At 65.4% G+C, this 26,810-nt stretch carries 21 protein-coding genes; 9 read left to right on the forward strand and 12 right to left on the reverse strand.

All coding sequences use genetic code 11. The annotated features are described in order from the left end of the window. Positions 1-117: 117 nt before the first annotated feature. The 6 genes from DYI37_RS12980 to DYI37_RS13005 form a co-directional block, all read right to left on the reverse strand. Entirely contained in the window at positions 118-1,038 is a 921-nt protein-coding gene (locus DYI37_RS12980; protein ID WP_116683685.1) for a hydroxymethylglutaryl-CoA lyase, read from the reverse strand. Beyond that, positions 1,035-2,993 (reverse strand): aconitate hydratase, encoded by a 1,959-nt coding sequence (locus tag DYI37_RS12985; protein WP_116683686.1) that lies wholly within the window; start codon positions 2,991-2,993, stop codon positions 1,035-1,037. Before DYI37_RS12985 ends, DYI37_RS12980 begins: the two co-directional genes overlap by 4 nt. After that, on the reverse strand, positions 2,986-3,495 hold the full coding sequence (locus DYI37_RS12990) for a TRAP transporter small permease (protein WP_116683687.1): 510 nt from the start codon (positions 3,493-3,495) through the stop codon (positions 2,986-2,988). Before DYI37_RS12990 ends, DYI37_RS12985 begins: the two co-directional genes overlap by 8 nt. 198 nt (positions 3,496-3,693) lie before the next feature. After that, positions 3,694-4,734: a TRAP transporter substrate-binding protein gene (locus DYI37_RS12995; RefSeq protein WP_116683688.1), complete on the reverse strand. Its 1,041-nt coding sequence runs from the start codon at positions 4,732-4,734 to the stop codon at positions 3,694-3,696. Between the two features lie 24 nt (positions 4,735-4,758). Next, positions 4,759-6,057: a TRAP transporter large permease gene (locus DYI37_RS13000; protein ID WP_116683689.1), complete on the reverse strand. Its 1,299-nt coding sequence runs from the start codon at positions 6,055-6,057 to the stop codon at positions 4,759-4,761. 39 nt (positions 6,058-6,096) lie between these two features. Next, the gene (locus DYI37_RS13005; RefSeq protein WP_116683690.1) at positions 6,097-7,302 is read right to left on the reverse strand and encodes a CaiB/BaiF CoA transferase family protein; all 1,206 of its coding nucleotides are present in this window, start codon (positions 7,300-7,302) and stop codon (positions 6,097-6,099) included. A gap of 156 nt (positions 7,303-7,458) precedes the next feature. Here DYI37_RS13005 and DYI37_RS13010 point away from each other — a divergent pair, with 156 nt between their 5' ends. The 3 genes from DYI37_RS13010 (at position 7,459) to DYI37_RS13020 (ending at position 9,957) form a co-directional block, all read left to right on the forward strand. After that, positions 7,459-8,130 carry a GntR family transcriptional regulator gene (locus DYI37_RS13010; RefSeq protein WP_245413903.1) on the forward strand — a complete coding sequence of 224 codons (672 nt, stop codon included), beginning with the start codon at positions 7,459-7,461 and terminating at the stop codon, positions 8,128-8,130. 256 nt (positions 8,131-8,386) lie between these two features. Then, the gene (gene pncA, locus DYI37_RS13015) at positions 8,387-9,052 is read left to right on the forward strand and encodes a bifunctional nicotinamidase/pyrazinamidase (protein ID WP_116683691.1); all 666 of its coding nucleotides are present in this window, start codon (positions 8,387-8,389) and stop codon (positions 9,050-9,052) included. A gap of 107 nt (positions 9,053-9,159) precedes the next feature. Beyond that, positions 9,160-9,957 (forward strand): SDR family NAD(P)-dependent oxidoreductase, encoded by a 798-nt coding sequence (locus DYI37_RS13020; protein WP_116683692.1) that lies wholly within the window; start codon positions 9,160-9,162, stop codon positions 9,955-9,957. Positions 9,958-10,059: 102 nt separating this feature from the next. Here the strand turns inward: DYI37_RS13020 and DYI37_RS13025 are convergent, their stop codons facing one another. Next, positions 10,060-10,887, reverse strand: a complete 828-nt coding sequence (locus tag DYI37_RS13025; protein WP_116683693.1) for an alpha/beta fold hydrolase — start codon at positions 10,885-10,887, stop codon at positions 10,060-10,062. Between the two features lie 130 nt (positions 10,888-11,017). Further along, complete coding sequence (locus DYI37_RS13030) at positions 11,018-11,860, reverse strand: MipA/OmpV family protein (RefSeq protein WP_245413904.1); 843 nt, start codon at positions 11,858-11,860, stop codon at positions 11,018-11,020. A 369-nt stretch (positions 11,861-12,229) separates the two neighbouring features. Between DYI37_RS13030 and pyc the strand changes: the two genes are divergently transcribed. From pyc to DYI37_RS20305, 6 genes are all read left to right on the forward strand, one after another. Continuing rightward, positions 12,230-15,688 carry a pyruvate carboxylase gene (pyc, locus tag DYI37_RS13035; protein ID WP_116683694.1) on the forward strand — a complete coding sequence of 1,153 codons (3,459 nt, stop codon included), beginning with the start codon at positions 12,230-12,232 and terminating at the stop codon, positions 15,686-15,688. A 189-nt stretch (positions 15,689-15,877) separates the two neighbouring features. After that, positions 15,878-16,435 (forward strand): sigma-70 family RNA polymerase sigma factor, encoded by a 558-nt coding sequence (locus DYI37_RS13040; RefSeq protein ID WP_116683695.1) that lies wholly within the window; start codon positions 15,878-15,880, stop codon positions 16,433-16,435. Next, complete coding sequence (locus DYI37_RS13045; protein ID WP_116683696.1) at positions 16,432-17,067, forward strand: NrsF family protein; 636 nt, start codon at positions 16,432-16,434, stop codon at positions 17,065-17,067. The genes DYI37_RS13040 and DYI37_RS13045 overlap by 4 nt, the downstream gene beginning before the upstream one ends. A 47-nt stretch (positions 17,068-17,114) precedes the next feature. Next, positions 17,115-17,888, forward strand: a complete 774-nt coding sequence (cobS, locus tag DYI37_RS13050) for an adenosylcobinamide-GDP ribazoletransferase (protein WP_116683697.1) — start codon at positions 17,115-17,117, stop codon at positions 17,886-17,888. A gap of 41 nt (positions 17,889-17,929) precedes the next feature. Continuing rightward, a complete protein-coding gene (locus DYI37_RS13055) occupies positions 17,930-19,039 on the forward strand; it encodes a cobalt-precorrin-5B (C(1))-methyltransferase (protein ID WP_116683698.1) in 1,110 nt (369 codons plus the stop codon). Next, complete coding sequence (locus DYI37_RS20305) at positions 19,029-21,209, forward strand: cobalt-precorrin-6A reductase (protein ID WP_158555172.1); 2,181 nt, start codon at positions 19,029-19,031, stop codon at positions 21,207-21,209. The genes DYI37_RS13055 and DYI37_RS20305 overlap by 11 nt, the downstream gene beginning before the upstream one ends. 435 nt (positions 21,210-21,644) lie before the next feature. On the opposite strand, the gene DYI37_RS13065 is transcribed toward DYI37_RS20305, so the two are convergent. From DYI37_RS13065 to DYI37_RS13080, 4 genes are all read right to left on the reverse strand, one after another. Then, complete coding sequence (locus tag DYI37_RS13065; RefSeq protein ID WP_116683700.1) at positions 21,645-22,841, reverse strand: AI-2E family transporter; 1,197 nt, start codon at positions 22,839-22,841, stop codon at positions 21,645-21,647. Between the two features lie 329 nt (positions 22,842-23,170). Further along, positions 23,171-23,887 (reverse strand): amino acid ABC transporter ATP-binding protein, encoded by a 717-nt coding sequence (locus DYI37_RS13070; protein WP_210209335.1) that lies wholly within the window; start codon positions 23,885-23,887, stop codon positions 23,171-23,173. A gap of 84 nt (positions 23,888-23,971) precedes the next feature. Continuing rightward, positions 23,972-25,465 carry an amino acid ABC transporter permease gene (locus DYI37_RS13075; RefSeq protein ID WP_116683702.1) on the reverse strand — a complete coding sequence of 498 codons (1,494 nt, stop codon included), beginning with the start codon at positions 25,463-25,465 and terminating at the stop codon, positions 23,972-23,974. A gap of 10 nt (positions 25,466-25,475) precedes the next feature. Further along, on the reverse strand, positions 25,476-26,573 hold the full coding sequence (locus DYI37_RS13080; protein WP_199520155.1) for an amino acid ABC transporter permease: 1,098 nt from the start codon (positions 26,571-26,573) through the stop codon (positions 25,476-25,478). Positions 26,574-26,810: the final 237 nt, after the last annotated feature.

Here is a 26,810-nt window from a genome sequence, read left to right on the forward strand (position 1 = left end):
GGGCGACCGGGAAACAGTCCGCGAGACGGCGGATCGAGCCTCTGGAGAGAGCCCGGCCGAATCTCCTTGCGCCCGGTCCCAAGCGCGGAGCGGGCGGCGTGCTTGCGCCCGTGGCCGTCAGGCCATGGCCCGCTCGCGCGGCACGATGCGAAGATGGCTCGCGGTCTTGCCGCCCGGCAGCGCCGCGATCCGATCGGCGGCGGCAAGCAGCTTGCCCCGGTCGATGCCGGTCGCGATGCCGCCCTCCTCGAAGGCGAACTGAAGGTCCTCGGTCGCCGTATTGCCCGTCGCGCCCGGCGCGAACGGACAGCCGCCGAGCCCTGCTGCCGCGCTCTCGATGATCGTGACACCCGCATCGAAGGCATAGAGCGCGTTGGCGACGCCCATGCCGAACGTGTCGTGGCCGTGAAAGGCCCACACGGTTTGTGGCGACGCGAGTTCCATCATGCGTTGGAAGCGGTGCCTGACGGTCAGGGGATCGGCCCGGCCGGTCGTATCGCAGAGCGCGAATTCGGCCTTCGGCGCGATGTCCAGCGCCTCGGAGAACACCCGGCCCACGGAATCGAGAGCCACCGCACCCTCGAAGGGGCAGTCGAAGGCCGTCGCGAGATCGACGCGCAGCCCTTCGCCGGAATGGCCGGCTTCACTCACGATCGCGCGCAGCTGGTCGAGGGACTGGGCGACCGTCTGGCGCACATTGTTGAGATTGTGCGCCTCGGAAACCGAGACCACGAAAACGAGATCACGATAGCCGGCCTGGAGCGCCATGCTCGCCCCCTTGGCATTGGGCACCAGCACGGACATCCGGCATCCCTCGCGGCCTTTGAAGTGCGCCGCGATCGCTGCCATATCGGCCATCTGCGGGATCGCCTTGGGGCTGACGAAGGAGCCGAGTTCCATCCGGGTCACGCCGGACGCCACCAGATCCTCGATGATCGAGACCTTCAGCTCCGTCGGCAGCGGGACGGCGATCGACTGGAACCCGTCGCGCGGCGCGACCTCGAGCAATGTCACGGAAGGGGATGAAGAAAGGCTCATGCGGCACCTGTCGCGCTTCGATTGTCGCGTCGGTGCGCGATCCAGTTGATCACCCCGCCCCTTGTCAGGATATCGATCTGGCGAGGACTGAGATCGTGACGGAGAACGAGGTCCGAGCGGCGCCCGTCGGCGTACCGGATGGCGGCCTCGACACGACTGCCCCTTGCGATCTGGTCGCGCACGCCCTCGATCGTCAGCATATCGCCTATCTCGATCGAGACGGCCTCGTCCTCGAAGACCAGCGGAAGCACGCCGAAGCTCGAAAGATTCTGCCAGTGGATGCGCGCGAAGCTGCGGGCGATCACCACGCGCAGTCCCATGATGCGCGGCACGAGAGCGGCATTCTCCCGGCTCGAGCCCTGGCCATAATTGACACCTGCCACGATCACATGCCCGGTATCGGCCGCTTCTTTCGCCCTCGCGGTATAGGTTTCGTCCACCTGCTCGAACGCATGTTCCGCCGTGGCGAAGACGTTGGACCAGAGAGGCAGAACCTGGCCGGCCGGGATGATGTCGTCGGTGGAGACGTCGTCTCTCAAGGAAAGCAGGACCGGCGCCTCGACCCTGTCCGGATAGGCGTCGAAATCCGGCAATGACGGCGTATGCCGGGTGCGGTAGAGGCCCGGACGCTGGTTGGCCGCCGGCATTACGAAGCCCGCCAGCGACATCGGCATTTTCTCGGGCTCCCCGATCTTCGGATACGGCATGGCGAGCGAGCGCGGATCGGTGATCTTCCCGGTCAGGGCGCAGGCAGCCGCCGTTTCGGGGCTTGCCAGGAAGACCGCGTCCTCCCGCGTTCCCGAGCGTCCCGGGAAGTTGCGCGGAACCGTGCGGATCGAGTTGCGTCCCGTTGCCGGCGCCTGCCCCATCCCGATGCAGCCATTGCAGCCGGCCTGATGCAGCCGGGCGCCTGCCGCGATCAGCGCGCCGAGCTTTCCCTCCGAGACGAGTGCCTGGAGCACCTGCCGCGAGGACGGATTGATATCGAGCGAAACCCCTTCGGCGGCCCTCTTGCCGGCCATGATCTCGGACACCATCGCGAAGTCGCGATAGCCCGGATTGGCCGACGAGCCGACATAGGCCTGATAGACGCTCTCGCCTGCGGCCTCCGACACCGGCACCACATTGCCGGGGCTCCGCGGCCTAGCGATCAGCGGTACCAGTTCGCCGAGATCGATCCGGTCGTGGCGGTCGTAGTCGCAGCCCTCGTCGCGTTCGAGCAGTATGAAGTCGCCGCCGCGACCACGGGCTTCGAGGAACCGTTCCACGGCCGCATCGCTCGGGAAGACGGACGTCGTCGCGCCCATCTCGGCACCCATGTTGGCGATCACATGCCGATCCATCGCCGACAGGCCGGCGAGACCTGGCCCGTAATACTCGATGATGCAATTGGTCGCGCCGGAGGTTCCGTGTCGGCGCAGCATCTCCAGAACCACGTCCTTGGCCGAAACCCAGTCGGGCAGCGTGCCGGTGAGTTCGACCCCGAACACCTTCGGACAGGTGATGTAGAAGGGCTCGCCCGCCATCGCGAGTGCCACCTCCACGCCACCGGCGCCGATCGCCAGCATTCCGAGGGAACCGGCCGCGACCGTATGGCTGTCCGAGCCGATCAGCGAGGCGCCGGGAACGCCGAACCGCTCCATGTGCACGGGATGGGATATGCCGTTGCCGGGACCCGAATAGATCACCCCGAACCGTTCGCAGGCGCTCTTCAGGAAGAGATGGGCATCCGCGTTCACCTCGTCGGACTGGACGAGGCCGTGATCGATGTACTGGACGCTCGGCCGGGTCACGACCCGTTCGACCCCCATGGCCTCCAGTTCCAGCATCACGAGCGTTCCGAGCACGTCCTGCAACAGGGCCTGCTGCATCGTCAGTGCGATCTCCGCACCGGGCTTGAGGTCACCGGAGTGAAGATGCCTGCGCAGAAGCTTCGTCGCGAGATTGTCAGACATGGGAGGCAACCTCGCTCGGCTTCTCCTTTGTGGGTCTCACCAGGTTGAGCAAGAATTGCAGTGCCAGCATCCCGAACCCGATCGGGAACATGGAATACGGAATCCAGTTGGGTGTGCCGAAGGCGGACGAAACCCGCTCCCCGTAGATCCATGCGTCATAAGCCATATGCCAGCCGCGCCAGGCCAGGATCGAGGAGAAGACGATTCCGACGAGGCTGACGACGACGAGGAGCAGCTTCCGCCCGATCGGCCCCATCGAATCGGGCAGGAGCGTGATGCCGATATGCTCGCCGCGCCGTTCGACGTCCGCCGCCGTCATCAGGGCGAGATAGACGACCAGGAACGAGTTGACCTCGAGGCTCCACGAGGTCGGAGCCGCGAAGGCGTATCGCATCAGCGCGTCGTAGCTGACCGTCAGCGCCATGAATGCGAGAGCGACGATGCCGCCGACCTGGAGGAACCAGGAGATGCCGTCGATGGATCTGAAGAGAGCTGCTTTCATGTTGTCTCCTCCGCGATGGCGGACAATTGCGCGGTCGGGCCGCCGACAGCCGTTCGATCACCGCCCGTGGCAGCTTCGTCCGGCCGGTTCGCTCGGGAACCGGCTCCGACGGCACCACGTCGGACCCTGGTCCGGCAGAGACGAAGGGGGGCGCGGTTCGCCCCCTTCCGGTTCAGCCGGTCGTTTCGAACCGAGATCTCAGGACGCTTCGCCCATGGCGAGAGCGATGGCGCGGCGGCCGACCTCCTCGCCCACTTCGGAGACCCAGGCCTCGCGGACATTCGCGCTGACTTCGGCGAACCGGTCGAGGGCCGCCTGATCGGGCTCGACGACTTCCAGACCGCCTTCGCGGAATTTCGGCCAGAACTGCTTCTCGTAATAGTCGACATTGGCCGCGAGCGAGCTGTGCTCGTCGAACCATTCGGCGCCGGCCGTCATCGCCTGGCGCACCTCCTCCGACATCCCTTCCCAGCGGCTCGTCTGCACGAAGATGCCGATGGAGAACGCCGTGACCGGGATCTCGTAGACCTGGCGAACCTGTTCTTGGATCGAACGTCCGTTGATGGTCGAGATGTTGGCGACCGCCGCATCCACCGTGCCGCGCTGCAGGGCGAGATAGAGCTCGGAGGACGGGATGCGGACGGCCGCGCCGCCGAAGTCCTCGATCGCCTTGGTCGCCTCAAAGGAAACGACGCGGACGCGCTTGCCCTCGATGGAATCCAGCGAGCGGATGCCCGGATCGCCGGCCGACCAGATGTATTCGGGCTCGAGCAGGCCACCGCCGAGCGAGAGCGCCGTCAATCCCTGCTTCTGGAGTTCGGTGTTGACGAGATCGAACAGCGGCGAGCCGCGCTTCATCCGGTCCGGATTCTCGTAGAGCGGACCGACGACGCCCGGCAGACCGGTGATGCCGAGGATCGGCAGCGAGCGCGTGATGTAGCTCGTGGTGTGGAACATGAAGTCGATCGTTCCGGCGCGCAGCGCGGGCAGCTGCTCGTCCGCCGAAAGAAGGCGACCGGAATCGTAGAAATCGATATTGACCACGCCCGCGCTGTTCTCGTTGACGTAGTCGACGAAGCCCTGGCTTCCGTAGGCAAGGTCCTCATAGGCCGGCGGCAGATAGGTGACGCCGGTCAGCGTCGTCGCCTCGGCCCTCGCAGCCTTCATGGAGAGGCCGAAGGCGGCGCTCGCGGACAAGGCGGCGGTTCCGGTCAGAATGGAACGTCTGTCGATCTTCATTTTGGTTTCCTCCCGATTGAAAATCTAGCGCATGAGATTGGGCAGCCAGAGCGCGAGCTCGGGCACCGCGACGAAAAGGGCGAGCATCGCGAACTGGATGAGGACGAAAGGCACCACGGAGCGCACGATCTCCTCGATCCGCAGCATCGGTGCCACGGCCTTCAGGGTGTAGAGATTGAGCCCCACCGGCGGCGTGATCACGGCGATCTCGAGATTCATGACGAGGATGATGCCGAACCAGAGCGGATCGTATCCAAGCGCCGTGATGAGCGGCAGAAGGATCGGCGTCGTCACGACGATGAGAGAGACGGCGTCCACCAGCATGCCGAGACCAACGAGAATCAGCATGATGAGAAGCAGGATGGCGACCGGGGGCAGATCCGTCCCGATCAGCAGGCTCGTGATCGTATCGGGCACCCGCACGAGATTGAGATAGTCGCCGAAGATTCGCGCGCAGCCCATGATGATGAGAATGGCGCCGGATATCCGCGCGCTCTGTCCGAGGACTTTCAGCACGCCTTTGAAATCGAGGCAGCGGAAGATCCCAACCGCGACGAGAAAGGCGCCGACCGCACCGAAAGCTGCGGCTTCGGAGGGCGTTGCGATACCGGAATAGATCGCACCCAGAACGATGACGATGAGCAGCATGGCATGCCAGATGCCGCCGAGCGCGCGCATTCGCTCGCCCCAGCTGTAATGGACGTACTCTCCCCGCGGCGCTTCCTCCGGATGAAGGCGTGCCCGGATATAGACGTAGACGCACAATGCGAGCGCGAGGGAGATTCCGGGAACGATGCCGCCGATGAAGAGATCGGCGACCGAGACCGAGGAGACCGCACCATAGATGATCAGCGGCACGGAGGGCGGGATGAGCATCGCCAGAGCGCCGGAGGCGACCACCGAGCCGGCCGCGAGCCGCCGCGAATAGCCGCGTTCGAGCATCTGCGGGACGGCGATCGAGCCGACGGCTGCGACACCAGCGATGGAGACGCCCGAGACCGCACCGAAAACGGCGGAGGCACCGACCGTGGAGATGGCGAGACCACCCCGCAACCATTGCAGCCAGATGACGGCCGCCCGGAAGAGGTTCGCACCCACCGGCGTCGCCGCCAGGAACGCGCCCATCAGCACGAAGAGCGGCAGCGCCAGAAGCTCGAAGGAGTTCAGCTGGCCGAAGAGGGATGTGGGGCCGAAGAAGAAGGCCATCGATCCACGCGCCATGTAGAGGCCGGTCAGACCGGCCGCTCCAAGCGCCAGGAAGATGGGGGCTCCGAAGGCAATGAGGCCGAGCAGGATGACGACGACGATAACTGGCTCGATCATCTCTCGTGATCCCTCCCCCGGATGGCGAACATTGTGAGATCAGACCACATCGGCGGACCTCAGATCTGCGATGGCGGCGTCGTCCAGACCAAGCCACTCCCGCAGCACCGCGTCGGTGTGCTCGCCGAGCTTCGGGCCAGTATGGGAGATGGCTCCGGGGGAGCGCGAGAGCTTCGGGAAGACGTTCTGCATCGCGGTCGGCCCGAGTTCGGGATCCTCGACACGCGTGATCGCCTCGCGCGCCTTGAAATGGGCGTCAGCGATCATGTCCGGGGCGCGGTAGGTGAGGCCCGCGGGGACCCCTGCATCGGACAGGAGATCGACGATGGCGGTCGCCTCGTGCCGCTTGCTCCATTCGCTGACGATCGCATCGATCTCGGCCTGGTTCTCGCCGCGTGCCCTGTGGGTCGCATAGCGGGGGTCCGTCGCCAGTTCCGGCTGGCCCATCGCCTCGCTCAGGCGCTTGAAGAGACTGTCCTGGTTGGCCCCGATGATGACGGTCTGTCCGTCCGCAGTCGGATAGGCGTTGGATGGTGCGATTCCAGGAAGGAAGCTTCCGGAGCGCTCGCGGATATGGCCGCCCTTGTCGTATTCGGTGACGACCGCCTCCATGACCGTAAGGACCGCCTCGAAGATCGAGGCGTCGACCATCTGGCCTTCCCCGGTGCGGTTGCGGTGCTGGAGTGCGAGAAGCGCGCCCTGGAACCCGCTCTGGCCGGCGAGCGTGTCGCCGATCGAGATGCCGGCGCGCACCGGGGGGCGGTCCGCATAACCGGCGATGTAGCGCATTCCGCCCATCGCCTCGCAGACCGAGGCGAAGCCCGCGCGCTCCCTGTAGGGGCCGGTCTGGCCGAAGCCGGTCACACGGACCATGATCAGCCGAGGATTGATTGCCTTCAGGGCGTCGTAGCCCAGGCCCCACTCCTCCATGCGACCGACCCGGAAGTTCTCGACCAGGATATCGGTGTGCTCGACGAGCTTTCGCACGATCTCCTGCGCCTCTTCCTTCCGCAGATCGAGGGTGATCGATTTCTTTCCGCGAGCGATCACGGGCCACCAGAGCGGGCGCCCTTCCCCGTCGGTGCGGCCCCATTGGCGCATGGCATCCCCGGCACGGGGAGGCTCGATCTTGACCACTTCGGCTCCGAAATCGGCCAGCATCTGGCCGCAGAAAGGCCCGGCGATCAGCTGGCCCATTTCGAGCACACGAATTCCATCGAGCGGTTTGACGCCGTCGGCGACCATCTGCTTCCTCCCTTGCCGGGATGCCTCCACATCCCTTCGAACGCCAAATTTGCATCTGGCATCTTGCCACAGGAAACGCGATTGTATCCAATGTGTCGATAGATGCAGCATTTATTCGCCGTACTACGGACCAATTGGATACAAGGATCGCCGGACATGGCCCGAACCAGATCGAACGCGAAGCCGGGCCTGCGGACGGCGGATCGGGTCTATGAGGAGATCCGGCGCGAAATCCTGTCAGGTCGGCTGCAGCCAGGTGAACGGATCACGGAAGAACTGATGGCGGAGCGGTTCGGCGCGAGCCGCACGCCGATCCGGTCCGCCATGGTCCGGCTCGAGAGCGACGGGTTCGTCGAGACGACGCCTCGATCGGGCACGACCGTGAAGCAGCGTTCGCCCCGCGACATCGCGGATATCTACGATGTGAGGGCGCTTCTGGAGAGCGCTGCCGCCGGGCTCGCGGCACAGACGCGTAGCGCGGCCGATCTGCGCGAGCTCGTTCGCGTCCAGACCGAGATGGAGGAATGCTTTGCCCGACATCCGTCGTCCGGCGGCGGCGAGATCGAGGATCTGTCACGCCTCAACAAGGCGTTTCATCACCGCATTCTCGAAGCCTCCGGCAACACGACGCTCGCCGACTCCGCCGTTCGGCTGATGGATATCGGCTTCCTCATCAACACCTATGCGAGCTTCAGCCAGGAAGAGATCGCACGCAGCCTCGACGAACATCGCAAGCTGATCGTCGCGATCGAGACCCGCGACGTCCACTGGGCCGAGGCGATGATGCGTGCCCATATTCTCGGCGCCCGCAACAGCCTGCGCCCCTAGCGCCTCGGACCCGGTTTCCTGCCGACGTATCAGTTGGTCCGAGAACCGGGGCCAGGTTTCGACTTTGTGCTTCAGCGGCCGGGGCCTGCTCGGCATCCGGTGGATCGGCCGCATGGCGCATGGCGAGGCAAGCGTGGATGCACCGCGGGCAGATGCGCCCTATGTCCGTCCGGCATGGTGCGGGTCGTTCGGGGACGACCGGCCGCGACCTGACGCGGCAGCGGCCGATGGGACGAGAGGCATGAGGACAGCGAGCATGGCTTATCGAGACGGGGCGTCCGGGCGCGAACCGACCCTCATTACCGGCAAGGACGTCCTCCTGGTGGTCGACGTCCAGAACGACTTCCTTCCCGGCGGATCGCTCGCCGTCGAAGGCGGCGATGCGGTCGTGCCGATCATCAACGATCTGGCGTCCCGCTTCGCCCATATCGTCCTCACGCAGGATTGGCACACGCCCGGTCACGGCTCCTTTGCGTCCTCGCATCCCGGTAAGACGCCCTTCGAAACCATCGACATGGCCTATGGCAGGCAGGTCCTGTGGCCGGATCACTGCATCCAGGGCACGACCGGCGCTCAGTTCGCCGAAGGCCTGGACCTTCCCCGGGCGGAGCTCGTCGTGCGCAAGGGATTCAATCCTTCGATCGACAGCTATTCGGGGTTCGTCGAGGCCGATCGCAGAACGAGAACGGGCCTTGCGGGCTATCTGAAGGAGCGAGGCTTCGAGCGGGTCTTCTGCGCCGGTCTCGCCACCGATTTCTGCGTGGCCTGGACGGCGATCGACGCGGCAGAGGAAGGTTTCGAGACCTATGTCCTCCTCGACGCCACCCGGGCCATCGACACGAACGGTTCGCTGGACGAGGCCCTCGCGGCCATGCGCCGCGCCGGGGTCGCGATCATCGAGACGGCGTCGATCGCATCCTGAAACCTGCGCCTGCGGAACCCGTTCTCGCCGATTGCGAGCGCAACCATTGCGGCCTCGCGGTGTTCGGCCCTTTGACCGAACGAAATTCAGGGACAGACGAAATCGCCATGCATATCGATCTCAGTGGAAAGACAGCCATCGTCACCGGCTCGACCGTCGGAATTGGTTTCGCCAGCGCCGTCGGTTTGGCGCGGGCGGGCGCCCGGGTCGTCATCAACGGGCGCGGCTCCGAACGGGTGGAGGACGCGGTGCGCCGGGCCTTGAGCGCAGCGCCGGGCGCCGACATCTCGGGTAGCGCGGCCGATCTTTCCAACGCGGCGGGCGTGGAGAAGCTGGTCTCGGCCGTCGGTGAGACGGATATCCTCGTCAACAATGTGGGGATCTTCGGCCCCAAGCCCTTCTACGAGATCGACGACGAGACCTGGGAGACCTTCTTCCAGCTCAACGTCATGTCGGGCGTGCGCCTGTCCCGGGCGCTTCTGCCGAAGATGACGGAAAAGGGCTGGGGCCGCATCGTGTTCCTGTCTTCCGAATCCGCGCTGAACATTCCGGCCGACATGATCCATTACGGCTTCACCAAGACCGCCCTCCTCTCCATCTCGCGCGGCCTCGCCAAGTTCGCGGCGGGAACGGGCGTCACCGTCAACTCCGTCCTGCCCGGCCCCACGCGCTCCGAGGGCGTCGAAGACATGCTCGAGGACATGGCCAAGGAGGAAGGGCTTTCGATGGAGGAGGCCGGCATTCGGTTCGTGAAATCCGAACGGCCCTCCTCGATCATCCAGCGCCCGGCCGAGGTCGAGGAGGTCGCCAATATGGTGGTCTATGCCTGTTCCAAGCAGGCATCAGCCACCTCGGGCGCAGCCCTCAGAGTGGATGGCGGCGTCGTGGATTCGATCGTCCCCTGACGCGCGCGCCCCATTTGCCGTTGGCACGAGAGAACGCCCGCCGGAGACATCCGGCGGGCGTTCATGTGACGGGGACAGCTTTCGAAGCGGAGGGTCCCGCGATCAGGATCGGGCGAATTCGGCGATGTCGTCGACCAGCCTCTGCTGGCTCGTATAGTGAAGGCCGTGCGGTTCGCCCTCGTAGACCTTGAGTTCGGCGTTCGCGATCATGCTCGCCGCTTTTTTGGCCGAGGTCTCGAAGGGCACGATGTCGTCACCGGTGCCGTGGACGATCAGCGTCGGTACCTCGAACGCCTTCATGTCTTCACGGAAATCCGTCGTCCCGAACGCATTCACGCAGGCGATCGTCGCGCGCAGCGATCCCATCATCGCCATCTGCAGCGTCCAGTCGAGATAGGCTTGCGAGACGGCGTCCGATCCGTCCTTCACCCCGTAGAACATCTTGCCGAAGCCCGACAGGAAGCCCGGCCTGTCCCGGTTCAACTCCTTGACGAAGCCCTCGAAGGTCGCCGGATCGAGGCCTTCGGGATTGCTGTCGTCCTTCGCCATGTAGGGGGTGACGGCGGAGATCAGAGCGGCCTTGGCGACCCGCTTCCCGTTCGGCTGATGGCGGCTCATATAGCGGGCGACTTCCCCGCCACCCATCGAGAAGCCGGCGAGAACCGCGTTCTCCAGCTGCAGGAAGTCCATGATGTTGGCGAGATCGTCGGAAAAGGTATCGTAGTCGTAGCCTTGACCTGGCTGTTCGGACCGCCCGAAACCCCGACGATCATAGGCGACGACCCGATGCCCGCGCTCCACGAGCTGGTTGGCCGTGAAGGCCCACATATCGGCGTTCAGCGGCCAGCCGTGGACGAGGACGATCGGTCGTCCCGATCCCCAGTCGTTGTAGAAGAGGTCGACATCGTCGTTGGTGGTCAGAAATGGCATGATCGTTCCCTTTCGGTGGGTCTTGCGACTCCCTGACCGAAATGCAGAAAGCCCCCGCATCGTTGCGGAGGCTTTCAAACGATCTGCCTGTCGGCCGAGGCGGTTCGAACCGCCCCGGGGCCTGCCTGCCTCAGAAGAGGTCGAGCGAGAAGCGCTTGGAGACGCCGAGGCCGATGTAATACTGGTCGTCGTCACCCGCGACCTTGACGATCGGGGAGTCGCCGGCATCGCCCACGAGACGGTTCCAGGACGCGTCGAGATTGACGAAGTAGTCGGTGAAGATCTCGTAGCGCGCCTCGCCGTGAATGCCGACGCTGTTGAAGCCGCCGCCGGCATCGTAGGCCGCGAACCGTCCGCCGGAATTCACGAACTCCCGCGGGCTCACCGAGAAATAGGCATCGTTGTAATCGGCGTCCGCGAAGGTCGCGACGGGACCGGCCTTCAGGCGAAGCCGATCGGTGGGCCGGGCGATGAGGTTAGCGCCGATATCGCCGGTCAGGCCCTCGGCTCCGCCCAGACCGTAGCGAAGCGCACCGTAGACTTCCGCATTGTCCCACTCATAGCCGGCGCGAAGACCGAGCTCGTAGGTGGCGTCCACACCGTCGATGCCGGCGAGATCGTTGCTGTCGCGCTCGCCCACATAGTTGAAGGACGGGCCGATGGAGAAGCCGCGACCGTCGCGGCCACCGAAGGCACCGAGGCCCGGAATGTTCAGGTATTCCACCGAGCCGAAGCCGTAGATGGAGGCCATGTAGTTGTCGGAACCGAGATAGTCCGGCTGCGCGGCGACGCCGATGCCGAGTTCGAAGACGAAGTCGGTATCGCCGTAATCATAGGCCGCGGCGACCGGAGGCGCGGGATTGGGCTCGTAGGGAGCGTAGACGTCCTGGGCGGCTGCGGGCATCGCGCCAGCAAGGACGATCGCGGCGAGCGAGGCGGTGAGATTGAGACGCATGATGACCTGATACTCCATGGTGCGGCGCTTCTTCGCGGTCTGGCGGAGGGGACGCTCCCTGCCCGACCCGGGCGCTGCTTCGACATCGTTCTGGGGCGGATGACGGCCGGGCGCAATTCACACCGCCGGAGGAAAAGCGACATCGGCAGAGTTCTCGCCCGGGCGTTGCCGAGGGGGCACAAATTTCTACCCGACGGGTAGGAAAGCTCGACCATCGCCGCGTAGGAAATTGTCCGATATTCGCGTAACTGGCCGGATGTCGACCGGTCCACGGCCAGACTCGTGGTTGCATCGGACGCTGCGCCGCAGCAAACTCGGATTTCGGGACCATCGACGCGAAGGCTCCGTCCCCTCGCTCATACCCTACTCTTTCGAGGAGCAAACCGAGTGCCGATCCGCAAGATTCTCGTCGCCAACCGTTCCGAAATCGCCATTCGCGTCTTCCGCGCCGCCAACGAGCTCGGCATCAAGACGGTCGCCATCTGGGCCGAGGAAGACAAGCTGGCCCTCCACCGCTTCAAGGCGGACGAGAGCTATCAGATCGGTCGTGGTCCGCATTTGGAAAAGGATCTCGGGCCGGTCGAGAGCTATCTGTCGATCGACGAGGTGATTCGCGTTGCGCGCCTTGCCGAGGTGGACGCCATTCATCCGGGCTACGGACTTCTGTCCGAGAGCCCGGAATTCGCCGATGCCTGCGCCGAGAACGGCTTCGTCTTCATCGGCCCCTCGGGCGATACGATGAGGAAGCTCGGCAACAAGGTCGCCGCGCGAAATCTGGCGATCGAGGTGGGCGTGCCGGTGGTGCCCGCCACCGATCCCCTGCCCGCAGACATGGACGCGGTGCGCGAGATGGCCGAGGCGGTCGGTTATCCGCTGATGCTGAAGGCTTCCTGGGGCGGCGGCGGACGCGGCATGCGCGTGATCCGGTCGGCCGAGGAACTCGAGCGCGGCGTCACCGAAGGCAAGCGCGAGGCGAAAGCGGCGTTCGGCAAGGACGAGGTCTATCTGGAGAAGCTCGTCGAGAAGGCGCGTCACGTGGAGGTGCAGATCCTCGGCGACAAGCACGGCACCGTCGTCGACCTGTTCGAGCGCGACTGCTCCATCCAGCGCCGCAACCAGAAGGTCGTGGAGCGCGCGCCCGCGCCCTATCTCGACCACGAAAAGCGCCGCGAACTCGCCGGATATGCCCGCAAGCTCGCCGATGCGACGAATTACGTGGGTGCGGGCACCATCGAGTTCCTGATGGATGCCGATACCCAGGAATTCTACTTCATCGAGGTGAACCCGCGCATCCAGGTCGAGCACACCGTCACCGAAGAGGTGACCGGCATCGACATCGTGAAGGCGCAGATCCACATTCTCGACGGCGAGCGGATCGGCGACCCGGCCTCGGGCGTCCCCCGCCAGGAGGATATCAAGCTCAACGGCCACGCCCTCCAGTGCCGCATCACCACCGAGGATCCCGAGCAGGAGTTCATTCCCGATTACGGCCGCATCACGGCCTATCGCGGCGCGACCGGCTTCGGTATCCGCCTCGACGGCGGCACGGCCTATTCGGGCGCCGTCATCACCCGCTTCTACGACCCGCTTCTGGAAAAGGTCACGGCCTGGGCGCCGACGGCCGAGGAAGCGATCAAGCGCATGCACCGCGCCCTGCGGGAGTTCCGCATCCGCGGCGTCGCGACGAACCTGACCTTCCTCGAAGCGATCATCGCGCATCCGAAATTCCAGGACAATTCCTACACCACGAAGTTCATCGACCAGACCAAGGAGCTGTTCGAGCAGACCAAGCGGCGCGACCGCGCGACGAAGCTCCTGACCTATCTCGCCGACGTCACGGTCAACGGCCATCCCGAGACCAAGGGACGGCCGGAGCCTTCGAACGACCATGCAGCTCCCGTCGTCCCGCTCTTCGACGCGCCGGTCGTCGACGGCACGCGCCAGATCTTCGAGGAGCTGGGCGCCCAGGGCTTCGCCGACTGGCTGCGCGCCCAGAAGCAGGTCTTCGTCACCGATACGACCATGCGGGACGCCCACCAGTCGCTGCTGGCGACGCGGATGCGCACCCATGACATCGTCGCGGTCGCCGAGGCCTATGCGCGCGGCCTGCCGAACCTCTTCTCGCTGGAATGCTGGGGCGGCGCGACCTTCGACGTCTCCATGCGCTTTCTCACCGAGGACCCGTGGGAGAGGCTGGCGAAGGTTCGCGAGAAGGCGCCGAACATCCTTCTCCAGATGCTGCTGCGCGGCTCGAACGGCGTCGGCTACACCAACTATCCCGACAACGTCGTCCGTCGTTTCGTTCAGGAGGCCGCCAAGGGCGGTGTCGACGTCTTCCGCGTGTTCGACTGCCTGAACTGGGTCGAGAACATGCGCGTCTCGATGGATGCGGTCATCGAATCGGGCAAGATCTGCGAGGGCGTCGTCTGCTATACCGGCGACATCTTCGATCCCAACCGCGCCAAATACGATCTCAAATACTACGTCCAGAACGCCAAGGAGGTCCGCGACGCGGGCGCTCACATCCTCGGCGTGAAGGACATGGCCGGCCTCCTGAAGCCGGGCGCCGCGCGGGTGCTGTTCAAGGCGCTGAAGGAAGAGGTCGGCCTGCCGATCCACTACCACACCCACGACACCTCGGGCATCGCCTCGGCCACCGTTCTCGCCGCGATCGAGAGCGGCGTCGACGTGGTGGATGCGGCGATGGATGCGCTGTCCGGCAACACCTCGCAGCCCTGCCTCGGCTCCATCGTGGAGGCCCTCAAGCATTCCGACCGCGACCCCGGCCTCGACGCCGAGGCGATCCGCCGCATCTCGTTCTATTGGGAGGCGGTGCGAAACCAGTACGCCGCTTTCGAAAGCGACCTGAAGGGCCCGGCCTCGGAAGTCTACCTGCACGAGATGCCGGGCGGCCAGTTCACCAACCTCAAGGAACAGGCCCGGTCGCTCGGCCTCGAGACGCGCTGGCACGAGGTCGCCCAGACCTATGCCGACGTGAACCAGATGTTCGGCGACATCGTGAAGGTGACCCCCTCCTCCAAGGTGGTCGGCGACATGGCGCTGATGATGGTCAGCCAGGAACTCGGCGTTGCCGACGTCATGTCCGGCAAGGACATCTCCTTCCCGGACTCGGTGGTCGCCATGATGCGCGGCGATCTCGGCCAGCCGCCGCAGGGCTGGCCGAAGGACCTGCAGAAGAAGGTTCTGAAGGGCGAGGAGCCCTCGACCGCCCGGCCCGGCTCGCTGCTGCCCGACGCCGATCTCGACGCGGAGCGCAAGGCGATCGAGGAGAAGCTCGCGCGATCCGTCACCGATCAGGAATTCGCGTCCTATCTGATGTATCCGAAGGTCTTCTTCGAATTTGCCAGGACCATCGAGAACTACGGTCCGGTCTCGATGCTGCCGACGCCCTCCTACTTCTACGGCATCGGTCAGGACGAGGAGATTCTGGTCGACATCGAGAAGGGCAAGACGCTCGTCATCCGCTGCCTCGGCTTCGGCGAGACCGACGAGAAGGGCGATCGCACGGTCTTCTTCGAACTGAACGGCCAGCCTCGCCGCGTGAAGGTGCCCGACAGGGCCCATGGCGCGACCGGCGGCGCCTCGCGCCCGAAGGCCGATCCCGCCAACGAGAACCATGTGAGCGCGCCGATGCCGGGCGTCATCTCGACCCTCGCGGTCGCCAAGGGACAGACGGTGAAGAAGGGCGACGTGCTCGTCTCGATCGAGGCCATGAAGATGGAAACCGCGATCCATGCCGAACGCGACGGCCGGATCGAGGAAGTCCACGTCTCCGCCGGCTCGCAGATCGACGCGAAGGATCTGCTCGTCGTCTACGCAGCCTGATCGGGGCCGCGTGCCCGGCTGGTTCGATCGACCGGCCGGGCACGCGGCTTTGCCCTTCAAAGCCCTAGGTTCGGCCTTATGTTTGCGCTCATCAGGCGGGCGTGAAGCCGGCCGGCGAACCGCCGAGGGTGCGGCAAGATCAGACACCAGCGATGTAACGATGCTCGACCGCTCGGCGAATTCAGACAGATGAAGTCCGGCGAAAAGCCGGGTCGCGGCGATCTCGCTCAACTCTTCCGTTCGGCCCTTGCCGGAAACGAGGACGACTATCGCCGCTTCCTGGAACGGGCTGCGGCGTCCCTGCGCGGTTTTTGCAGGTCCAGGCTCCCGCCGGGACTGCCGGGCTTCGACGCCGAGGATCTGGTGCAGGAGATACTCATGGCGGTCCACGCCAAGCGCCATACGTGGAAGACGGACGAGCCGGTGGAGCCGTGGCTCTTCGCCATCGCCCGCTACAAGGCGATCGATGCATTCCGAAAGCATGGGCGGCGCATCGAAGTCGATATCTCCGATCATGCGAACACGATGGCCGTGCTTCCTGACGAGTCCGGCCTGCGCGAATCCGACATGCGCCGGTCCGTCGACGCGCTCGACGGCCGCTCGCGCGAGGTGGTGACCGCGATCTCGATCGATGGTCACTCGATCGACGAGACCGCCGCGAAACTGAAGATCACGCCGGGCGCGGTTCGCATCGCGTTCCATCGCGGTCTGAAGGCGCTGGCGGAGCTTCGGGAGCGCAAGCCATGAGAACGGAGGATCTCATCGCACGGCTCAGCGCGGACGGAGCGAGGAACCCGGCGATATCGGTCACAAGCTGGCGCTGGATGGCGGCGGGCGCGGCGATGGCGGCGGGCCTCGCACTCTTCGCAACCCTCGGCATCCGTCCCGATTTCATGTCGGCCCTCGGTTCCGTCTGGTTCGTCTTCAAATTCGTTCTCTCGGCCCTTGTCGCCGTCTTCGCCCTCAGTGCGGTCCGGGACCTCGCATCACCCACCGGTAGCGGGCGCGGAATGCTTCGGCTTGCCGCTCCGGCCGTCCTTCTCGTCTTGGCGGTGGCGTTCGAACTCTCCGCGACGCCGTCGGATCGCTGGGTCTCGCTCCTGTCGTTCTCGAATGGCGCGACATGCATGGTCGTCGTGCCGCTTCTCGGGCTCGTTCCGCTCGGGCTCTTCCTTTACGCGTCCTACGAGCGCGCGCCGGTGAGACCGGCGCTCCAGGGCGCGTTGTGCGGCCTTGCCGCAGCCGGGTTCGCCTCCTTCTTCTATGCCGCGCGCTGCACCAACGACTCGCCGCTCTTCGTTGCGACCTGGTACTCGCTCGCAGCCCTCGTTCTCGTCGCGCTCGGTGCCGTCGCGGGCTCAAAGCTTCTGCGCTGGTAACGTCTTCCTTCGCTTGCACGGGTCCGCAAAGCTTGCGACGAGAAGCGATGACCGCGCCTTTCAGCCCCCTCCTGCGCTCCATCTCGTTCCTGACGCGGCTGCCCGTGCCGGCTTCCGCATTCGGCGACGGCTCGCACCCTCTCGGCGACGATGCCTGGACATTCCCACTTGCGGGGCTCGTCGCGATCCTCCCCTCCGTGATCGTTCTCCTCGCTCTCTCGTCGAGCGGTCTCTCGGTCGAGGCAGTCGCTCTTGCGGCGATCGCGGTCTCCATCGTCGTGACGGGAGCGCTGCACGAGGATGGGCTTGCCGATGTCGCCGACGGGCTGTTCGGCCATCTTCCGCGCGAGCGCGCCCTCGAGGTGATGAAGGACAGCCGGGTCGGAACCTATGGCGCCCTCGCCCTCGTTCTGTCCTGCCTCGGCCGGACGCTCTTCCTCGCGCAGCTCGTCGCCGTCTCCCCGCTCGCTGCGAGCCTCGCCCTTCTCGGTCTTGCCGCCCTCGGCCGGGGCCTGATGGCGGGGCTCTGGGCAAGTCTGCCTCCGGCCGCGCCCGGCGGCATCGCCGATCGGGCAGGCCGTCCATCGAGACGGACGGGGCGTCTCGCCTCCGGCCTCGGAATGCTGATCTTCGCGGTTCTCGCCTGGCCGGCGTCCGGCTTCCTTGCGATGCTGACCGCCCTCGTCGTTGCCGCCGCGACCTTTGTCGCGTTTCGGCGATGTCTCGAGCGGCGACTGGGGGGTCAGACAGGCGATACGCTCGGCGCGCTTCAGCAGATCGTCGAAGCGGGAGGTCTCCTCACGCTCTGCTGTTTCGCGTGAAACCCGTATTCGGCACCGCGATTTCCCCATATATGTCGGCTATGAGCGATGACGGCAGGACAGTGAAACGGAAGGACGGCGCGACGGGTTTGCGGCGCGGCTGGACGACCGGGGCCTGCGCGACGGCCGCGACAAAGGCCGCGCTCAACGGCCTTCTCACCGGCGAATTTCCCGACCCCGTCTCCATCCGCCTGCCCAAGGGGGAAGAGCCCGCCTTCGCGCTATCCCGGCATCGCCTGACGAACGAGACGGCCGAGGCGAGCATCGTGAAGGATGCCGGCGACGACCCGGACGTGACCCATCTCGCGGAGATCGTCGTCACGATCGGCCGCGCCCAGGCAGGCAGAGGTCTCGTCTTCAGGGCCGGCGAAGGGGTCGGCACCGTCACCCGCGAAGGTCTGCCGATCCCGCCCGGCGAGCCGGCCATCAATCCCGTTCCGAGACAGATGATCCGTTCGGTCGTCGAAGAGATCTGCGAGGCCCATGCCCTCGCCCCGGATTTCGAGGTGACGATCTCCATTCCCGGCGGCGAGGCGCTGGCGGAAAAGACCTGGAACCCGCGTCTCGGCATTCTCGGCGGCCTCTCGATCCTCGGGACGACCGGCATCGTCCACCCTTTCTCCTGCGCCTCCTGGATCAACGCCATCCACCGCGGCGTCGATGTCGCCCGGGCCGCGGGGTTGAGCCATCTCGTCGGGCCGACCGGTTCCACCAGCGAGGCGGCAGCGAGGACGGTCTATCCCGACCTTCCCGAACTCGCCTTTCTCGACATGGGCGATTTCGCGGGCGGTCTTCTCAAATATCTGCGCACCCACCCGGTCGAGCGCCTGACGATCGCGGGCGGTTTCGCCAAGCTCTCCAAGCTCGCCCAGGGCGCGATGGATCTTCACTCGGGCCGCAGCCAAGTGGATTTCGCGTTCCTCGCCGGCCTTGCTGCCGAGGCCGGTCGGGATGATGTCGCCGCGCGGATCAGGGGGGCCAACACGGCGAAGGAGGCGCTCGATATCGGCACGGATGCGGGTTTCGATCTCGCCGGGCCGGTCGCCCGAAACGCACAAATCTGCGCGAGGGAGCTTCTGCGCGGCGCGCCCATCGCCATCGATATTCTCGTGACCGATCGCTCGGGCCATGTCGTCGCCCATGCCCGATGAGCCTTCCCCGCCTCCGGTGCTGATACTCGGCGGAACGTCCGAGGCCAATGCGCTCGGCCGCGCACTCCACGAGGCCGCGCCTCATTGTCCCGTCGTTCTCTCCCTCGCCGGCCGGACCCGCCATCCGGTTCTTCCGCCGCAGACCGTATCCAGAACGGGCGGGTTCGGGGGCGCCGATGGTCTTGCCGCCTATCTTCATGCGAACGCGATCGCGGCCGTCGTCGATGCGACGCACCCCTTCGCCGACCGCATCTCCGAGAACGCGCGCCAGGCGGCACGACTGACCTCCATACCGCTTCTGCGCCTCACCCGCCCGCAATGGTCGCCCCGCGAGGGGGACCACTGGATCCGGCGGCGATCGGAAGCCGAGGCTGTCATGGCACTGCCGAGAGGGGCACGGCCCTTCGTCGCGCTCGGATCGCAGCATCTCGCCGCGCTGTCGCTGCGACCCGACATCCGTCCCGTCGCGCGGATGATCGAGCCCCCGTCCGGCCCTCTTCCACCCACGATCGAGATCGTGTTCGCGAAGCCGGCGGCGGATGCCGGGGCCGAACGGGACCTCTTCGCCTCGCTCGGCGTCACCCATCTCGTCTGCCGGAACTCGGGCGGGTCGGCCTCCTACGCCAAGATCGAAGCCGCCCGGGGCCTGGCCCTCCCCGTCATCATGATCGAGCGCCGATCGTGCGACGCCGAAACGAGGACGACGACGGAGATCGGCGAGGCCGTCGACTGGGTGCTCGGACACCTTCGCTGGGCGCACCCGGTCTCCAGCCGCCGGTCTCCGACTTCGGTATCCGACTTCGCACTGGCACTCCCCTGTGCCGCCATGCGAGACAGGGCTCCGCGCCGTTTCCCATCTGACGAAGGATCACCCATGCCGACCACCATTCTGGATCGAGAGACACTGAGCGTCCGTGCCATTCTCGAAGGGATCGACGCAGGCGCCGTCACGGCCGAGGATGCGATCGCCGAGTCGGCGAGGCGCATCTCTGCGGGCGACGCGGACCTGAAGGCCTTCGTCCATCTGGCCCAGTCCCCGCGCCCGGCGCAGCAGGGCGGGCTCGCCGGTGTATCGGTCGGCGTGAAGGATATCTTCGACACGGCCGATATGCCGACCGAAATGGGCTCGGCCCTCTACAAGGGTCATCAGCCCCGTTTCGATGCACCGCTCGTGGCCATGGCCCGGTCTCAGGGTGCCACCATCATGGGCAAGACGGCGACGACCGAGCTCGCCTCCCTCGATCCGACCGACACGCAGAACCCGGCCGCACCGGGCCATACGCCCGGCGGCTCGTCCTCCGGCTCGGCCGCCTCCGTCGCCGCCGGCTTCTGCGCGGCCGCCTACGGCTCGCAGACCGGCGGCTCGGTGATCCGGCCGGCCTCGTTCTGCGGCATCGCCGGCTTCAAGCCGAGCTTCCGGCTGCTGCCGACCGTCGGCATGAAGACCTTTTCGTGGTCCCTCGACACGGCGGGCCTGTTCGCCCGGTCCGTGGACGATCTCGCGCTGTTCGCGGCACTTTTGACCGGCCGCGAACTCGCAATGCCCGCGCTGACCGATCTCTCAGGGCTCACCCTCGGCTTCTACCGCACGAGCCTCGACACCCGGATCGAGCCCGAAATGGCGGCGGCCCTCGAAAGTCTCGTCGCTTTGCTGGAGGGACAGGGCGCCCGAATCGTGGACGTAAGCGAGCCGGCAGCTCTGGAGGAAGGCCGGCAGAGCCATACCGCTCTTCAGGGTTACGAGGCGGCGCGCGCGCTGCACCACGAGTTCCATGGCGCGGCCGACCGCATGGGCGCCAAGGTGCGCGGCATTCTCGCGGACGGCCAGACGATCGATGCCGTCAGCTACGATGCGGCGCGCCGTTCGGCCCGGGTCGCCCGCAAGGCTGCCAATGCCCTTTTCGAGAGCGTCGACGGCCTGATCTCGGCTTCCGCCTTCGGTCCGCCTCCGAAGGGTCTCGGCTCCACCGGAGACCCGACGATCGCGAAGCTCTGGACGCTCACCGGCAATCCGGTCGTCAACATTCCGGGCCTTTCGACCACGGATGGCCTGCCGCTCGGCATATCCCTGATCACCCGTTTCGGCCGCGATGCCCGTGCCCTTGCGATCGCCTCGGCCATCGAGCGGACGATCGCCGGCCGGACCGGGTCCGTGGCTGGCAAAGTATGATTCGCACTGCGCGAGCGAAACGGTCGCGAGCCCTGACTTACGAAAGGTTGGATGGTGCGAGCCTTAAAAAATGTCGTGACGCTTCGCGGCGCACCATCGAAAGGCACTTGTTAACGGTCACCCGATCAACCAAGTTGAAGTCTTGTCCGATCGGGAGTGCGTGACGTCCAACGTTGCGCAAAGGTCGGTCTGAGAGCGCTTCGCAAGGCGACCGCCGTTCCGGCAGGTCGCGAAAGCAAGCGGAAAGAGGAGACAGACACATGGACAGCATTCGTTCATTCAATGTGCTGATGGTATGTGCCGCGTTCGCCTTTGTTGGGGCAATGGTCGTCGGCGTCCTGTAGGGCTCCCGCCCGAAACGACCTCTGAATCAAGAAAAACCGGGCTTCGGCCCGGTTTTTCGCTGTCTGGCCCTTCGATCGGACGATCGGGCGTTCAGTCCGACGAGCCGTCGGCCTCGATCTCTTCGCCCGAGAGGAATGCGCCGAACGCGGCGAGGCTTTCGATATAGGTCGCGAAGACCTTGATCGCGACCATCAGCGGCACGGCAAGGAACATGCCCGCGACGCCCCAGATCCACCCCCAGAAGGCGACCGAGAGAAACACGGCAGCGGCATTCATCTGAAGCCTGCGTCCGACGACCGTCGGTGTCACGAACTGGCCCTCGATCGTCGTGCAGGCGAGATAGATGAGAACGGGCACGGAGGCTTCAGCGAGACTCCCGAAATCGGCAAGCGCGATGACGCCGACCAGCGCCATGCCGAACAGGGATCCGAGATAGGGAATGAAGTTGAGAAGGGTCGCAAGGGCGCCGAAGACGACGGGCGACGGCATGCCGGCATACCAGAGGCCGGTACCGACGGCGATTCCGAGACCGGTGTTGATCACGGTGATGGTCAGAAAGTAGCGCGACAGCTCCCGCTCGATATCATGGGCGATATGAAGCGCTTTCTTCTTGTCGGAGAGGGTCGGCATCAGGCGGACGAGTTTGGCGTAGAACATGTCCCCCGATGCGAGAAGGAAGAACAGAAAGACGAGCGAGAAGAGAACGGATGCGAGAACGGTCGGCAATGCGCTGGCGGCGTTGTCGATCAGCCCGGGGTTCTGGACCACGACCTCCTGGGGCCCTTCGCTGGACGGCCGGGCGAATGGTGACGGCGGGAGCTCGTTGGGTCCCATCCGGCTTTCGCCCCCTTCGCCGCTCATCTCCCGAGTAGCCGCCTGCAGGGTCTGGAAGCGCCCCTGGACCTCGCGGATTTCCCGATCAACCGCCTGGGCGTAGCGTGGCGCGTTACTGATGATCTGGCCGATCGGAGCGCTCAGCATGTAGAAACCGAAGGTCAGGAAGGCCAGCGATCCGATCACGAGGACGAAGGCGGAGATCGGCTCCCAGATCTTCAGCCGGCGGCGCAGGAAGCGCACGATCGGGCTCATGATGAGGGCGAAGAGAAGCGCGAGGATGACCGGCAGGACGAAGCTCGCCGTCAGGTAGAGCCCACCGAAGAAAAGGATGAAGAAGATCCCGATGACCGCCCATCGCGGTCCCGCTTCGATGGTCTGGCGAGCGATAAGGCCGATAGAGGTGACCGACCCCTGGCTATCGGCGGACACCTTCTCGTCGTTCTTCGCCAAGTCATGGCCTCCGATATGCGCCGGAGCCTACTCTCCAACCCCACGCCTCGGTAACGTAAAACGTGATCGCTCGTTCCGGGATCGTCAGGCATCAATATCGATCTTCATCCGTACCTGGCTGACGGCTGAGATCCGGTGGAGCTTCTTCGAATTGGCGGCGACGCCGCATCCGCAATCGCCGTGGGTCCACGGACGCGGTCCGGCTCGGGACCGAAGATCATCGCACATGGGATGGGCCGCACGGACGAGCGCCCCGCGCACGACGGCCCCGCGGGCCGCATCCCGCGCCGGCCCGCCCTCTCCCTGATGTCGGCGCGTTTCTTCGCGCGTCAGTGAAGGATCTGCGACAGGAACAGCTTCGTGCGTTCGTGCTGGGGATTGTCGAAGAACGCCTTCGGTTCGTTCTGCTCGACGACCTGGCCGCGATCCATGAAGATCACGCGGTTGGCCACCTGCCGGGCAAAACCCATCTCGTGGGTCACGCAGAGCATGGTCATGCCCTCTTCGGCGAGACCCACCATGACGTCGAGGACTTCCTTGATCATCTCCGGATCGAGCGCCGAGGTCGGCTCGTCGAACAGCATGATGCGCGGGTTCATGCAGAGCGAGCGCGCGATGGCGACGCGCTGCTGCTGACCGCCGGAGAGCTGGCCGGGATACTTGTTCGCCTGTTCCGGAATCTTGACCCGCTCGAGATAGTGCATCGCGATCTCCTCGGCCTTCTTCTTGGGCATCTTGCGGACCCAGATCGGCGCGAGCGTGCAGTTTTCGAGAATGGTCAGGTGCGGGAACAGGTTGAAGTGCTGGAACACCATGCCGACCTCGCGGCGCACCTCGTCGATCTTCTTCAGATCACCCGTGAGTTCGATCCCGTCGACGACGATCCGGCCCTTCTGATGCTCTTCCAGCCGGTTGATGCACCGGATCATGGTCGACTTGCCGGACCCCGAGGGCCCGCAGATGACGATCCGCTCGCCCTTCTGGACCGTCAGATTGATGTCGCGCAGCACGTGGAACTCGCCATACCACTTGTTGACGTGATCCATCTCGACCGCGACCTCTTCGGAGATACGGGGCGCAGCGGGCGTTACCGGTGCCTGTTCCTGGGTATGGGACATGGAGAGACGTCCTTATCGTTTGTGTCCGGTGTCGAGGCGGCGCTCGACGAAGATCGAATAGCGGGACATGCCGAAGCAGAAGACCCAATAGATGCAGGCGGCGAAGAGCAGGCCCGTGGCGGGCGTCGTCGGCGTGATCCAGTTGGGGTCCGCAAAGCCCCGCTTCACGGTGCCGAGGAGATCGGCGAGACCGATGATGTAGACCAGCGACGTGTCCTTGAAGACGCCGATGAAGGTGTTGACGATGCCCGGGATCACGATCTTCAGCGCCTGCGGCAGGATGATGAGACGCATCTTCTGCCAGTAGGACAGCGCCATGGCATCGGCGCCCTCGTACTGCCCTCGCGGAATCGCCTGCAGACCGCCGCGGATCACCTCGGCCATGTAGGCACCCGCGAACATCGAGAACCCGACGACGACGCGCAGCAGCGAGTTGAAGTTCACGCCGTCCGGCATGAACAGCGGCAGCATGAAGGTCGCCATGAAGAGCACGGTGATCAGCGGAACGCCGCGCCAGAACTCGATGAAGATGATGCAGAACAGTCGGATGGCCGGCATGTGCGAGCGGCGGCCGAGCGCGAGCAGGATGCCGAGCGGAAGCGAGGCCGCGATGACCGAGAAGGCGACCACGAGGGTCAGCATCAGCCCGCCCCACCGATTGGTCGGGACATGGGAGAGGCCGAAATCGCCACTCAGCGCGACGACAAAGAGGAGAGCGAAGACGAGCGGCGTGAACAGCGCGACAACGCCGCCGGACCCCGCTCTGAGCCCTGCCGCGATGGCGAGCGCGATCGATGCGAGGGCGGCGAGCGCGGAGAGGAGCGTCAGGATGCTGAAATCGAAGACCAGCACCCTGACCGAGCCGAGATCGACGACGATCGCGAGAAGCGCGAGGGCGAAGGCCGCAAGGGCGAGCCAGATCGCGGCCCGCATGTCGAGCCGCGAAAACCCGACGCGCGGCGACGACCCGACGCCGCTCAGGGTGACGGCCGCAGCGAGGATGAGGGCGAGCGCGATCGTGCCGCCCGGCAGGTCGAATTCGCCGCCGGTGAGAAGAACGAGCGAGACGATCGGGAAGACCGCGAAGAGAAGAACGGCGTTGATCCGCTTGTAGGGCATGTTCGGAACCACGAGGGCTGCGATGAGCGCCGCGAGGGCAAGGAAGATCGCATCCACCCGCCAGCGCTGCTCGAGCGGGTAGGTGCCGTAGACGAACTGCCCGAACTTGGCCTCGACGAACGCCCAGCAGGCGCCGCCATGGCCCCCGCCCTCCACGAGGCAGGCTTCGCGATTGTCGCCGACGAAGACGGCGCTCACCCAGACGAAATCGACGAGCTTGACCGCGACCCAGATAAGGAACGCCGCGCAGGCGAGCGTCAGCACCGTGTCGAGGGGCGTCGAGAATAGGTTGGTCCGCACGACGGCAAGTGGGCCGTCGTTCTTGCGGGGCGGTGCGAGCTGCGGGAGTTCCCGCGTCGCGACGAAGGCGCTGCTGTGCTCTTGCATCTGTCCGCTCCTACCGCTCCGCCAGGGCCATTTTCGTATTGAACCAGTTCATGAAGAGCGACACGACGATGCTGATGGTGAGATAGACCCCCATGCTGATCACGATGATCTCGATCGACTGGCCCGACTGGTTGAGAACCGTCGTGCCGATCGCGAAGAGTTCGGGATAGCCGATCGCAAGGCCGAGGGACGAGTTCTTGATGAGGTTCAGATACTGGCTCGTGAGCGGCGGGATGATGACGCGGAAGGCCTGCGGGACGACGACGAGCCGCAGGATCTTGCCCCGGCGCAGACCGAGCGCCGAGGCGGCCTCCGTCTGCCCGCGTGAGACCGACAGGATGCCCGCCCGCACGATCTCGGCGATGAAGGCCGCCGTGTAGAGCGAGAGCGCCAGGAAGAGGGCGACGAATTCGGGCCGGATCTGGAACCCGCCCTGAAGATTGAACCGAGAGGGCGTCGGAACCTCGACGGTCGCCGGAAGGCCCGTCAGGACGAAGACGGCGAGCGGCAGGCCGAGAACGAGGGCCAGAACGCTCCACAGGATCGGCTTGCGAACGCCGGTCTTCGACTGGTGGGCCTTGTTGCGCTTTGCGAGCCAGACCGCTGCGACGATACCGACCGCGAAGGCGGCGAGGCTCGCCCAGGCCAGCGCGCCGAAGATCAGGGTCGGCGTCTGGAGACCGCGATTGGTGAGGTAGAAGCCGAAGGGATTCTCCTCGACGCCGCGCGGGCCGTCGAGAACCGAGATGACGCCGAAATACCAGAAGAGGATGACCAGGAGCGGCGGAATGTTGCGGAAGATCTCCACGTAGACGGTGGAGAGAAGCCGGACGAGAAAGTTCTGCGACAGGCGTCCGATGCCGATGATGAACCCGACGATGGTCGCGAAGACGATGCCGGCACCCGCGACGAGGAGCGTGTTGACGAGGCCGACGAGAAGCGCCCGGCCATAGGTCGAGGCGTTCGAATAGGCGATCGGCGTCTGTCCGATGTCGAAGCCGGCCCGGTTGGTCAGGAATCCGAACCCGGATGCGATATTGGCCTGGGCGAGGTTGCGAGCCGTGTTGTCGATCAGCCACCAGGCGAACAGCACGAGACCGACGATCATCGTCGTCTGGATCGCGATGGATCGGATTTTCGGATCGGTCAGCAGTCCGGAGGACGAGGACGCGGAACGTCCCTGTCAGGCGCCAGAAGTGTCGACGGCCATTCAAACCTCTTGGGGTAAGGGCTTCTTGTCGCTTTTTTGGTGTCAGGAACGGACCGGCGCGGTGCGCCGATCCGTCGTCTTCGAAGTCAGGGGCCGCGGCCGACGAAGGTGCCCGTCCGTCGCCGCGGCCGCGCC

This window comes from Fulvimarina endophytica, assembly GCF_003403015.1.
GTDB classification, from domain to species: domain Bacteria; phylum Pseudomonadota; class Alphaproteobacteria; order Rhizobiales; family Rhizobiaceae; genus Fulvimarina; species Fulvimarina endophytica.

What these genes read in the sequence shown, in the direction of transcription:
- DYI37_RS12990 (WP_116683687.1), bottom strand. Translation starts at nt 3,495, where the DNA reads ATGAAAGCAGCTCTCTTCAGATCCATCGACGGCATCTCCTGGTTCCTC.
- DYI37_RS13070 (WP_210209335.1), bottom strand. Translation starts at nt 23,887, where the DNA reads ATGGATCACGTCAACAAGTGGTATGGCGAGTTCCACGTGCTGCGCGAC.
- DYI37_RS13055 (WP_116683698.1), top strand. Translation starts at nt 17,930, where the DNA reads ATGAGCGATGACGGCAGGACAGTGAAACGGAAGGACGGCGCGACGGGT.
- DYI37_RS13080 (WP_199520155.1), bottom strand. Translation starts at nt 26,573, where the DNA reads ATGATCGTCGGTCTCGTGCTGTTCGCCTGGTGGCTGATCGACAACACG.
- DYI37_RS13040 (WP_116683695.1), top strand. Translation starts at nt 15,878, where the DNA reads ATGAAGTCCGGCGAAAAGCCGGGTCGCGGCGATCTCGCTCAACTCTTC.
- DYI37_RS13045 (WP_116683696.1), top strand. Translation starts at nt 16,432, where the DNA reads ATGAGAACGGAGGATCTCATCGCACGGCTCAGCGCGGACGGAGCGAGG.
- DYI37_RS13005 (WP_116683690.1), bottom strand. Translation starts at nt 7,302, where the DNA reads ATGGTCGCCGACGGCGTCAAACCGCTCGATGGAATTCGTGTGCTCGAA.
- DYI37_RS13000 (WP_116683689.1), bottom strand. Translation starts at nt 6,057, where the DNA reads ATGATCGAGCCAGTTATCGTCGTCGTCATCCTGCTCGGCCTCATTGCC.
- DYI37_RS13010 (WP_245413903.1), top strand. Translation starts at nt 7,459, where the DNA reads ATGGCCCGAACCAGATCGAACGCGAAGCCGGGCCTGCGGACGGCGGAT.
- DYI37_RS13025 (WP_116683693.1), bottom strand. Translation starts at nt 10,887, where the DNA reads ATGCCATTTCTGACCACCAACGACGATGTCGACCTCTTCTACAACGAC.
- DYI37_RS13075 (WP_116683702.1), bottom strand. Translation starts at nt 25,465, where the DNA reads ATGCAAGAGCACAGCAGCGCCTTCGTCGCGACGCGGGAACTCCCGCAG.
- DYI37_RS20305 (WP_158555172.1), top strand. Translation starts at nt 19,029, where the DNA reads ATGCCCGATGAGCCTTCCCCGCCTCCGGTGCTGATACTCGGCGGAACG.
- DYI37_RS12980 (WP_116683685.1), bottom strand. Translation starts at nt 1,038, where the DNA reads ATGAGCCTTTCTTCATCCCCTTCCGTGACATTGCTCGAGGTCGCGCCG.
- DYI37_RS13030 (WP_245413904.1), bottom strand. Translation starts at nt 11,860, where the DNA reads ATGGAGTATCAGGTCATCATGCGTCTCAATCTCACCGCCTCGCTCGCC.
- cobS (WP_116683697.1), top strand. Translation starts at nt 17,115, where the DNA reads ATGACCGCGCCTTTCAGCCCCCTCCTGCGCTCCATCTCGTTCCTGACG.
- pncA (WP_116683691.1), top strand. Translation starts at nt 8,387, where the DNA reads ATGGCTTATCGAGACGGGGCGTCCGGGCGCGAACCGACCCTCATTACC.
- DYI37_RS12985 (WP_116683686.1), bottom strand. Translation starts at nt 2,993, where the DNA reads ATGTCTGACAATCTCGCGACGAAGCTTCTGCGCAGGCATCTTCACTCC.
- DYI37_RS12995 (WP_116683688.1), bottom strand. Translation starts at nt 4,734, where the DNA reads ATGAAGATCGACAGACGTTCCATTCTGACCGGAACCGCCGCCTTGTCC.
- DYI37_RS13020 (WP_116683692.1), top strand. Translation starts at nt 9,160, where the DNA reads ATGCATATCGATCTCAGTGGAAAGACAGCCATCGTCACCGGCTCGACC.